We start from the raw sequence: 10,195 nt of genomic DNA on the forward strand, positions 1-10,195 counted from the left end.
GAGCGGACGGAGATCCACGGCCGCGCGACGCCCGGCTACGACGAGGCGTGCGGACGCGGGTTGTGCCCGCCGAACGCCGCCACCCGGTCCCAGAACCACGCGGCGAGGCTCTCCGCCACCGGTTCGTCCTCGGCGCCGGACCGGCGGATGACGACCCGGCCGGTCATCAGCTCGATGAGATAGCCGCCGGCGTCGTCGGTCATCACCTGGCTGTAGTTGTCGCTCACTTCCTCGTTGCGCCATTGCGGGTACGACGCCGGGTCGGCCTCGATCGCAGCGTCCATCGCGGCGACCTCCTCGGATGACATCAGCCGGAAGTCACCCGGCAGCCCCCAAGCCCTCCCTGCGCCGGGAGCCTGCCCCGCGTGCCACATCGCGATCTCGGCGTTCAGGTTGCCCTCCTGCGCCGTCTCCTCGTCGGCGGGCGGTCGCAGGACGGCCCGCAACTCGGCGGGCATCACGCCGTCGAGCGCGCTCAGGGCCGAGGCCAGGTCCACGCCCAGGCGCTCGTCGCGCAGCTCCGACCACAGGCGCTCGAACACTCCGGCGCGGTGCAGGTCGTCAAGGGTCTGTCCCTCCTCGGCGAGCGTCGCCCGCAGGTTGCGGATCATCGTGAGAGGGACCGCGAGGGACTCGTCGGTGGGGTCCAGGCGCAGCAGTCGCAGCGCCAGTTCCTCGGCGTCGGTGAAGCGACCCTGGTGCAGATACGCCCAGATGAGCGGAATGGCGATGAACTCGCTGGACGGATCGGCCCGCACGGCCTCCTCCGCGGCGGGGCCGAAGCGCTCCGGGGGCGCCAGGCTCCGCAGCAGGAACAACGCGCGGCGCACCAGCGCGAGCGGCAGCGAGTCGGCGTCGGTACGCGCGCACATCGCCACCGCGTCGTCGAGCAGTTTCCAGCCCTCCTCGAACTCTCCGGTCAGGGCGGTCAGCCCGCCGAGGTCCATCCAGTCGTGCCAGCGGTCCTGCTCCTCCCGCAGCACGTACCGAGACCAGCGCAGCGCCTCGGTGTGGTCCTCCTGATGTTGTTCGAGGCTGACGAGTTCGCGGGCCGCGCCCAGGGAGCGCTCGTCACGCAGGCCGACGACGGCCTGCAGGATCTCGCGTGCCTCGGCGACCTCGCCGCACCGGTACCGATGCTTCGCCAGGAGGATCCGCATGCCGCTGAGCGACGGATGCTCGGCGAGGACGCGCAGCGCGATCCTGGCGATCTCGGGGTTGGTGGGCTGGGCTTCATAGAGGGCCCAGCCCAGCCGGACATCGCGCTCGACGTAGTCGACCTCGCTCATCACATGCCCCGCTTCACCCGGTAGGCGCGCAGTTGCTCGAAGGTGCCGTCGTCGGCGCCGTACTCCAGCACCGGCGCCACCTGGTCGAACCACGACGCCGTCGACGGTGTGACCCCGCGCGCCACGGTGAGCAGCGCCTCGGTCGTCACCGGCACGATGGAGCCCGCCGCCATAGACGCGGTGAGCGCCTGCTGCAGCGCGACCTTCACCACGTGGGCGATGTCGGCGCCGGAGAACCCCTCGGTCGCCGTGGCCACCTGGTTGAGGTCGACGCCGTCGGCCGGCTTGCCCTCCAGGTCGCCCTTGAGGATCGCGGTGCGCGCGACCGCGTCCGGGGGCAGCACGAGGACCGTCTTGTCGATGCGGCCGGGACGCCGCAGCGCCGGATCGATGTCCCACGGCCGGTTCGTCGCGGCCAGGAAGTAGACGCCTTCGTTGACGCTCGACACACCGTCGAGTTCCTCGAGCAGCTGCGTCACGATCAGCCGCATCGACTGCGCTCCGACGCTACCGGATGTACGCCGGCCGCCGAGGGCGTCGAACTCGTCGAAGAAGATCACGCAGGGCGCGGCGGCCCGCGCGTAGCGGAACACGCTGCGGATCGCCTTCTCGCTGTCACCGATCCACTTGCTGAGCAGCTCGGCGAGGGTGACGTGAATGAAGGACGCCCCGAGGTCCCCGGCGATCGCCCGCGCGATGAAGGTCTTGCCGCAACCGGGCGGGCCGTACATGAGCAGGGAGCCGCCGGGCGTCTGGCCGAACGCCGCCGCCAGCTCCGGATTGCGCAGCGGGGCGAGGAACGTGGTGTTGAGGTGCTGCTTGACCTCGGAGAGGCCGGCGACGTCGGCCAGCGTCACTTTCGGGCGTTCGGCGTCCCACACACCGGGCACGTCGGGCTCCTTGGCGAGGTTACCGTCGGAGGGGGTGGGGATCGGCGCGGGCTCGCTCGGAGGTTCCGTGGCGCCACCGCGCAGCCGCGCGGCCAGGACGCGCGCACGCAGGACCCGTGCGCGGGCGGGGTCGCCCCCGCCGGATTCGAAGGCGGTCAGCTCGGCGGCGGCGCGAGCCGGGTCCGCCTCCAGCAGCAGCATGATGAAGTCCTCCCGCAGCGCGAGATTGCGCGGGTCCCGGCGCACCTCGGACTCGATCACCTCGAGGAAGTCGTCGTCCGCCATGTCCTGCCCTCCAACCGCGTGCGGTGACAGTGGGGCAACGTCCCGCACTGCGGCGGACGATCTCCGCCGCCGTCATTCTGGCCGATCCGCGCCAGCGACCTCGGCCGGGCTATCGCGTTGATCGGCCGAGACCACTCCGTTATCGTTACGACAGCCGCATCGAGGGAGAAAACAACATGAAGCGGTACGCCGTCGTCTTGCTCGCCCTCACAGCCCTCACAGCTTGTACGCCGTCCCGGGCCACGGTCGAGGCGGGCGCCGCGCCCTCCGCCTCGGGGTCACCGTCTCCCTCGGCGCCTTCGAGCAGCCCGCCGCCCGCCTCCGACGGCGAGAGCCTGAGCGCATGCCGCGACGGCTCCTGCACCGTCACGGTCACCCCGCCCGTGGACATCCTCTTCGACGGCGAGGCCGGCCTGCGTTCCCTGACCGTCGCGGCGATCGACGGACAGAACGTGGACTTCACGTTCAGTCAGGGCGGCTCCTCCGGCGGCGCCTCGGCACCGGTCGGCTGCCGGGTCGCGCTGGGCCTCAACGGTGGCGGCTCCTACTGCGAATCCGGCGACGCGCCGGACTTCGAGGGCGTGGAGATCCTGATCGTCAGCGTGCAGGGCGACACCGCCGTGCTCACCGTCTCCTACCTCTGATCTTGAGCGGCACCCGATGACGCACAATCAAGGCTTGGGAACACCGACGATCCGATCATCGTGGCCCTCGACTTCGACGATGCGCGCGACGCGGAGTCCCTGGTGGAACACGTGACGAGCATGACCGAGACCGACCTGGCGTGCGTCGGGATCGACGGGACCGTTGACGAGCAGGTCGAACGGCCGGCCGTGCTCGCCCGGGACAGCGGCTGCGACGGCGTCGTGGCCTCGCCCGCCGAGGCCGGCCCGCTGCGTGCTCTCCTGGGGCCCGAGGCTCTGATCGTGACGCCGGGCGTGAGCTTCGGGGATCCGACGAGTGATCACGCCCGTACGGGTACCCCGGCGGCGGCGCTGCGGTCGGGAGCCTCGCACGTGATCCTCGGCCGAGGAGTCAGCAAGGCCGCCGACCCGGTGGCGGTCATGCGCGAGCGGCGGGCGGCGATAGCCGTCTGACCAGCTGGAATGCCATGTCGTGGGTTCTGTCGCGCAAGATTTTGCTCATGCATGCTAAATTTAGCTCATGCAAGCAAAATCTCGCGCCAGGTCCGCTCCCTCCATGACGGAGCAGGCGAGGCGCGCCCAGATCGTGGCCGCCGCCATCGACACGATCGCCGAGGACGACCTGCCGAAGGCGTCCTTCTCGCGCATCGCCCGGCGCGCGGGGCTGTCGAGCACCGGCCTGATCTCCTACCACTTCGCCGGCCGCCAGGACCTCCTCGACGAGGTCGTCGCCACCGTCACCGCCGACTTCACCGCCTATGTACTCGCGCGCGGCGACGACGGCACCCCCGCCGGCGGCTTGCGGACCTTCCTCGCGGCCAGCCTCGACTACATGCGCGAGCACCGCGCGCGGCTGGTCGCGATGCTGCGCGTCCAGGAGGCGTCGGCCGCGGCGGCCGAAGGCGCCGGCGATCTGGCCGCCTCCGACCGCGCCAAACTCGCCGCGCTGCTCGTCGAGGGGCAGCGCGCGGGTGACTTCCGCGACTTCGACGCCGACGTGATGGCGGGCTTCGTCCTGTCGCTGCGCAACGGCGTCATCGCCCGCGTCGCGCGCGAACCCGGCTTCGACCCGGCGGCCTGCGCCGGAGAGCTGGTCAAGGTCGTCGAACTGGCGACACGAAGGGAGCGGTGATGAGACGAAGGCTGATCGCGGTCACGGTGGCCGCGGCACTGCTGGTGACCGGCACGAGCGCTTACACACTGGGAGGCGACGGAATGGACGACGGCGCGGTGGTACGCACCGAGTACGGCGAGGTCAAGGGCTCCGTCGAGGCCGAGAACCGGGTGTTCCAGGGAATCCCGTACGCGGCACCGCCGGTCGGTGACCTGCGCTGGGCGCCGCCCACGAAGCCTGCGGCCTGGGAGGGGGTCCGTGACGCCACGCGGCCGGGGAGCCCGTGCCCGCAGCTGCCCACTCCCTACGGGGGCGAGGGCAGTGTCGACGAGGACTGCCTGTTCCTCAACGTCACCGCCCCTCGGGACGCGACACCCGGCGAGCCGCTGCCCGTCATGGTGTGGATCCACGGCAACGGCAGCATCGGCTCCGGGGACGTCTTCGACGCCCGGCGGCTCGCCGCCTCGGGAGAGGTCGCCGTGGTGACCCTCAACTACCGCATGGGCGTCTTCGGGGCCTTCGGGCACCCCGACCTGCCCGACTCGGGCACCATCGGCCTCCAGGACCAGCGCGCCGCGCTGCGCTGGGTCCAGGACAACATCGGCGCCTTCGGCGGGGACCCCGCCAACGTCACCCTCTTCGGTGTCTCGTTCGGTGCGACCGCGACCGCCGCGCACATGATCGCCCCGGCCTCGCGGGGCCTGTTCCACAAGGCGATCATGCACAGCGGCTTCGCCACCTTGGACGCCCCCGCCGGCGCCCTCTACCCGCAGCTCGGCGCGATCGAGCACTTCGGCTGGAAGACCTCCGAGGAGAACCTCGCGACGGGTGCCATGGTCGCCGCCGAACTCGGCTGCGGCGAGGGCACCGACGCCATGGCCTGCCTGCGCGCGAAGGGAGTCGAGGAACTGCTGGCCTACCCACAGGTCATGAACATCTTCCAGACCTACGCCTTCGGCAACGCCGAACTCCCCGTCCTGCCCGAGACCTCCCTGGCCGCCGGCGACTTCGCCGACGTCCCGGTCATGGCCGGGGCCACCCGCGACGAGCACCGCACCTTCGTCGCCATCCGTGCCCTCAGCGGCTTTCCGATGACCGAGCCGGAGTACGAACCGGCCCTGCGGCAGGCGTTCGGCGACGACTGGAAGGCCGTCGCCGGGCAGTACCCGCTGACCGACTACGACGGCAACGCCGGTCTCGCCTACTCCGCCGTCATGACCGACCGCATGTGGGCGATGAACATCCAGCGGCAGAACCGGCTCATCGCGGCCCACCGGCCGCTGTACTTCTTCGAGTTCGCCGACCAGGAGCCGCCCGAGGAGTTCCCCTTCCCCGAGGACCTCCCGTCGGGCGCCTACCACAACGCCGACATCAGCTACCTGTTCCGCAGCCCCGAGTTCACCGAACAGCTGCGCCCCGACCAGCGCGAACTCTCCGAGGCGATGATCGGGTACTGGACCCGCTTCGCCCGCACCGGCGACCCGAACACCGAAGGCGCCCCGGCCTGGCGGCCCTACGCCGACGGCCGCCAGGTGCTCTCACTGGCGCCCGGTTCCGACGGCATCGCACCGGTCGACTACGCCGCGGAGCACCGCCTGGCCTTCTGGGAGGACCTCGGGGTGTGAGGGTGGGGTACATCGGTGCCGCGCTCGCCGGAGGGCGAGTGCGGCACCGCCCGCACTCACCCCAGCTGCCCCAGCGCCGTCTCGATCCCCGCGCCCGCCAGGTACTTCCGCCACCGCTCCCGCTCGTCGGTGCCCGTGCCGGCGCCGTTCCAGAGCCGTACGGCGACCGGTTCGACCGGCGGTGCGGTCAGCGCCGCGAACTCGCCCTCGGTACTCGGGACGGCGGGGACCAGGCGGCCGTCGGCGTCGGTGAACTCCCAGATCGCCGCCCGCGCGACGGTACCGGTGATGGGGTGGGAGAGGTAGAGCCGCGACCACTCGTCGTACTTCCAGCTCTTGGTGGGGGACAGGCGCGATAGGCGCCGGCGTTCGGCGGCGAGTTCGGCGAGGACGCGCTTGGCCGCGCGCTGGGTGCTCTCGGTGTGGTGGGAACCGAAACGGCGCTTGAATCCGGTCGGTGAGGGGAACGGGTGCCGGGTGGTCGCGACGAGGCCGTCGTCGTCGCGCCAGGTCAGCGTGACCGTCCGGAAGTCGACGACGGCGATCTCGGCGCGGTAGGGGGCGTTGCCGTAGATCGTGCCCTCGCCGCTCGGGCCGATCGTGCCCACCGCGTCGGGTCCCAGGCCCCAGGCGGGGATCGCCCGCTCCAGCCAGTCGTCCTCGGCGACCCCGAGAGCCTCGGCGGCCTGGCGGAGGACCTCGGTGACGCGTTCGTTGAGGATGACGTAGTCGAGGTCGCGGCGCAGTTCGCACAGCGCGTCGAGTCCTTCGGGCGAGTCGAGGTCGGCCAGCGCGTAGAACGCCGCCGCTGCGATCCCGTCGTCGCGGGTCATCCGTCCCGTGCCGGGGATCGAGGCGGCCCGCCTGGCCAGGCGGAGCAGGACCGGCGCCGCTCCGGCGATCCGGCCGGCCCCCGCTGCGGCGACGAAGGCGATCGCCAGGTCCCGGTTCTGCGTCCCGGCCATCGGCTGGGAGATTCCGCCCGCTTCGGCGAAGGCGGCGACCGCGTCGAGGACGAAACCGTCGACGCCGGGACCGAGCAGCGCCACGGTTGCGCGCGACCACGCCTTCTTGATCTCCCGGCGCTTGGTGAGGTTGTCCGGAAGCGTCGCCAGATGCGCACCGAGCACGTCGACATGTGGGGACCCGGCCGCGGCGATCAGTTCGCGGACGGCGGTGCCCCACTCGCCCGTGTCCGAGGGCGCCCAGGCGGGAAGAGTCATGACCGTGATTCTGTCCGACGGGCGCCACCGGACGACACGCCCGGGACGCTCGCCGACTCCACGACGCCGGCGCGGGAGGGCCTCGGTGCGCCCGCCCGCACGCTGACCGACATCCGACACACCACCGGTGTCCATGCCCTCGTCATCGCCCTGATCACCGGCGACCGAGCGCGCCGCCGGAGCCCTCCCGCGCGTAACGTTGGAGGGTGCCGCAAACCTTTCCAACAGGGCTCTCCATCGAGAGCTCAGACCGGCCGGACTGCCGTGTCTTCCGCCTGTCCGGCGAGCTCGATCTTCTGGTCGCCGGAGCCCAGGAGGCGGAGTTCGCCAACCTGGTGTCCGCCTCGCCGGGCCACACCGCCGTCCTCGACATGTCCGATGTGGCCTTCTGCGACTCCACCGGCCTCGGCATGCTCATCCGGGCCGCCAAAGGCCTCTGGCCGCACGGCGGTTCACTGCGCATCGCATCCCCTCAAGAACAGGTCACCCGCCTGATCACCACGAACGGCCTCGCCCGCGCCCTGCCCCTCTTCGACTCGGTCGAACTCGCCTGCCAGGCGAAGGACACCAGCCCTCTCTGAGGCTTGCCCGGTGGGTGCCCGTGGGGCACCCGCAAGACCGCGAGCCTCATCCCCTCACCCCTCCGGTTCCTGAGCGATCATGAACCGGTACCCCTCTATTCGCGCCTGGAAGACCCGCTCGCCCCATTCCCGGTCGGCCGGCTCGGTGGTGACCGCTCCCGCGTCGGCGTGCCGCGTGCGGATCCGGTCGATGTCGAGCGCGGCGGGCAGCCGAATGCAGATCTTGGCGCCGGCCCCTCGATCGGGCCGCGCCGCGTCGGGAAGAAAGTCGGGACCGGCGGCGCCCAGCATGATCTGGGCGCCGCCGAGCTCGGGTCTCAGCGGGTCGTCACAGGCGAGGATCACCGAGAGCATGGCCGTCGTCTCAAGCCCGCGCGGGTCTGCCCGGGATCGTCCTGGCCGCACGTATCAGTGGTCCGGTGGCCCTGTGTCGGACGCCATGTCGACAGCACGGGCGGCGTCGGCGAAGCTGACCGCGTGTCAGACAACCGGAAGATCCGCCTCGGCGTCATCGGGCTGGGTGCCATGGGCGGCCACGTCCTCGCCTCCGCGCGCGACCACGCCGACCTCACGGTCACCGCCGCCGCCGATCTAGACCCCGCCACCGTCGACCGCCACCGTGCGACCGACCCCGGCGTCGTCTTCACCACCGACCCCGCGGCGGTGGTCGCCTCCGACGACGTGGACGCCGTGTACATCGCCACCCCGCCGGCTTTCCACGCCGAACTCGCCGTGGCGGCGCTGCGCCGGGGACTCGCCGTGTTCTGCGAGAAACCCCTCGCCATCAGCGAGGCCGACGGCCGCGCCATGCTCGCCGCAGCAGAGGAGGCCGGGGTCGCCTGCGCGGTCAACTTCGCCCTCTCCGACCGGGCCGCCGTCCTGGAGATCGAACGCGCGCTCGGCGCCGGTGAGGCCGGCGACGTCGTCGGCGTCGACGTGCGCCTGCGCTTCCCGGCCTGGCCGCGCGACTTCCAGGCCGACGCGCGGTGGCTCGACGGCCGCGCCCAGGGCGGCTTCGTGCGCGAGGTCTTCTCCCATTTCGCCTACCTCACCGACCGCCTCCTCGGTCCGATCGAGCCGGTCGCGGTGAGCCTCGACTACGCCGAGGGCGCCGCCGAGACCGCCGCGCGCGGCCACCTCGTCGCCGGGGGTGTGCCCGTGCACCTGTCGGCCTTCTCCGGCCTCGCCGGCCCCGAGACCTACGAGTGGGTCCTGTGGGGCAGCCGCCGCTCGTACATGCTCCAGGGCTGGAGCAGGCTCCTCGTCTCCGAAGGCGGCGACTGGGAGCCCGTCGCGCTCACCGGCGAACCCGGCGGCGAGCCCACCCGCCTGGCCGCGTTCGCGCGCGCCGTGCGCGGCGGCGGCCACGTCAACCTGGCCGATTTCGACGCCGGCCGGCGGGTGCAGCGCGTCGTGGAGGCCTTCCACAACGCCTGAGGTCAATCCAGCGAGAGCACGACCTTGATGTCGCCGGGGCGCCCTTCGAGCGCCTCGGCGAAGTCCTCCAGCGGAACCCGTCGCGTGATCAGCCGCTCCAGCCACGGCAGGTCGGCGGCCAGCAGCGACGACGCCGCCGCCTCGTAGTGCCCGACGTTGGCGTTGACCGTCCCGATGATCACGTCGTTCTCCAGCACGATCTCCCGGTTGACCGCCCCGGCGTCGACGCCGATGGTGTGGCCCCCTGTCGAGACACCGGTCAGGCACACGATCCCGTAGGCCGCGGTGTGCCGCATCGCGTCGAACACGACCTGCCCGACACCGGTGGCCTCGATGACCACGTCGGCGGCGAGCCGCTCGGCCACCTCGGCGGCCGGCTCACTGTGATACGTCGCGCCCAGCGCCGCCACCGCCTCGGGCTTCGGGCCGTCCTTGGCGAGGTCGACGACGTGCACGTCGAGACCGCGCTGTACGCCCATGAGCGCGCCGAGCAGCCCGATCGGACCCGCGCCGGTCACCAGCAGCCTGCGCGGCTCGAACCACGACCGCGCGCCTACCCGCTCGATCTGATCCCAGGCCTTCGCCAGCACCGACGCCGGCTCGATGAGCATTCCGACCGACTCCAGCCGCGCGTCGACGGTGACGGCGTAGTCGGCCTCCACCGTCCACAGTTCGCTGGCGTAGCCGTCGATCTCCTTGATCCCGCGCTCGGTGTACTTCCCGTTGCGGCACATGTCGAAATGACCCCGCGCGCACGCGCCGCACGGCTCCGGGTCGGGACGCCTGACCACCCCCGCCACCAGATCGCCCGCCGCGAAGCCCGAACCGTCCGGCGCCGAGACCACCCGCCCCAGCGACTCGTGGCCCAGCACCAGCAGCTCCCGGCCGGGCGGCGCCCAGCCGTAGTCCCCCGCGATGATCTCGCGGTCCGTGCCGCACACCCCCACGGCCAGCCCGCGGACCAGAAGTTCACCCTCGCCGGCCACTGGATCGGGGACCTCGCTCACCCGCACGGCCCCCGCCTTCAGCGGTTCCATCGTCAGCGCACGCATCGACGACCCCCTCCGTCAAAATCACGATAGATCCCACCGGAGGGAAGCGGGCCGC

12 protein-coding genes are annotated in these 10,195 nt (G+C 71.8%); 6 read left to right on the forward strand and 6 right to left on the reverse strand.

Annotated elements, in window-relative coordinates; translation table 11 throughout:
- Positions 1-35: 35 nt before the first annotated feature.
- The 3 genes from AB0I28_RS02110 to AB0I28_RS02120 form a co-directional block, all read right to left on the reverse strand.
- On the reverse strand, positions 36-1,289 hold the full coding sequence (locus AB0I28_RS02110) for a hypothetical protein (protein WP_357488827.1): 1,254 nt from the start codon (positions 1,287-1,289) through the stop codon (positions 36-38).
- Positions 1,289-2,464 (reverse strand): AAA family ATPase, encoded by a 1,176-nt coding sequence (locus AB0I28_RS02115; RefSeq protein WP_357488828.1) that lies wholly within the window; start codon positions 2,462-2,464, stop codon positions 1,289-1,291. Before AB0I28_RS02115 ends, AB0I28_RS02110 begins: the two co-directional genes overlap by 1 nt.
- A gap of 145 nt (positions 2,465-2,609) precedes the next feature.
- Positions 2,610-2,840: a hypothetical protein gene (locus AB0I28_RS02120; protein ID WP_357488829.1), complete on the reverse strand. Its 231-nt coding sequence runs from the start codon at positions 2,838-2,840 to the stop codon at positions 2,610-2,612.
- A 7-nt stretch (positions 2,841-2,847) separates the two neighbouring features.
- Here AB0I28_RS02120 and AB0I28_RS02125 point away from each other — a divergent pair, with 7 nt between their 5' ends.
- From AB0I28_RS02125 to AB0I28_RS02140, 4 genes are all read left to right on the forward strand, one after another.
- The gene (locus AB0I28_RS02125; RefSeq protein WP_357488830.1) at positions 2,848-3,108 is read left to right on the forward strand and encodes a hypothetical protein; all 261 of its coding nucleotides are present in this window, start codon (positions 2,848-2,850) and stop codon (positions 3,106-3,108) included.
- A 60-nt stretch (positions 3,109-3,168) separates the two neighbouring features.
- Positions 3,169-3,561, forward strand: coding sequence for an orotidine 5'-phosphate decarboxylase / HUMPS family protein (locus AB0I28_RS02130; protein WP_357488831.1), 393 nt, complete (start codon positions 3,169-3,171; stop codon positions 3,559-3,561).
- A gap of 103 nt (positions 3,562-3,664) precedes the next feature.
- Complete coding sequence (locus AB0I28_RS02135; protein WP_357488832.1) at positions 3,665-4,240, forward strand: TetR/AcrR family transcriptional regulator; 576 nt, start codon at positions 3,665-3,667, stop codon at positions 4,238-4,240.
- On the forward strand, positions 4,240-5,847 hold the full coding sequence (locus tag AB0I28_RS02140; protein ID WP_357488833.1) for a carboxylesterase family protein: 1,608 nt from the start codon (positions 4,240-4,242) through the stop codon (positions 5,845-5,847). The genes AB0I28_RS02135 and AB0I28_RS02140 overlap by 1 nt, the downstream gene beginning before the upstream one ends.
- A gap of 56 nt (positions 5,848-5,903) precedes the next feature.
- Here AB0I28_RS02140 and AB0I28_RS02145 read toward each other — a convergent pair whose 3' ends face one another.
- Positions 5,904-7,070: a DUF4132 domain-containing protein gene (locus AB0I28_RS02145; RefSeq protein WP_357488834.1), complete on the reverse strand. Its 1,167-nt coding sequence runs from the start codon at positions 7,068-7,070 to the stop codon at positions 5,904-5,906.
- A 206-nt stretch (positions 7,071-7,276) separates the two neighbouring features.
- On the opposite strand from AB0I28_RS02145, the gene AB0I28_RS02150 reads away from it, so the two are divergent.
- Positions 7,277-7,651, forward strand: a complete 375-nt coding sequence (locus AB0I28_RS02150; RefSeq protein ID WP_357488835.1) for an STAS domain-containing protein — start codon at positions 7,277-7,279, stop codon at positions 7,649-7,651.
- A 54-nt stretch (positions 7,652-7,705) separates the two neighbouring features.
- On the opposite strand, the gene AB0I28_RS02155 is transcribed toward AB0I28_RS02150, so the two are convergent.
- Entirely contained in the window at positions 7,706-8,005 is a 300-nt protein-coding gene (locus tag AB0I28_RS02155) for a hypothetical protein (protein ID WP_357488836.1), read from the reverse strand.
- A gap of 123 nt (positions 8,006-8,128) precedes the next feature.
- Here AB0I28_RS02155 and AB0I28_RS02160 point away from each other — a divergent pair, with 123 nt between their 5' ends.
- Complete coding sequence (locus tag AB0I28_RS02160) at positions 8,129-9,088, forward strand: Gfo/Idh/MocA family oxidoreductase (RefSeq protein ID WP_357488837.1); 960 nt, start codon at positions 8,129-8,131, stop codon at positions 9,086-9,088.
- Between the two features lie 2 nt (positions 9,089-9,090).
- Here the strand turns inward: AB0I28_RS02160 and AB0I28_RS02165 are convergent, their stop codons facing one another.
- Positions 9,091-10,140: a glucose 1-dehydrogenase gene (locus AB0I28_RS02165; protein ID WP_357488838.1), complete on the reverse strand. Its 1,050-nt coding sequence runs from the start codon at positions 10,138-10,140 to the stop codon at positions 9,091-9,093.
- Between the last annotated feature and the right edge of the window lie 55 nt (positions 10,141-10,195).

The organism is Phytomonospora sp. NPDC050363 (assembly GCF_040655735.1).
GTDB lineage: Bacteria > Actinomycetota > Actinomycetes > Mycobacteriales > Micromonosporaceae > Phytomonospora.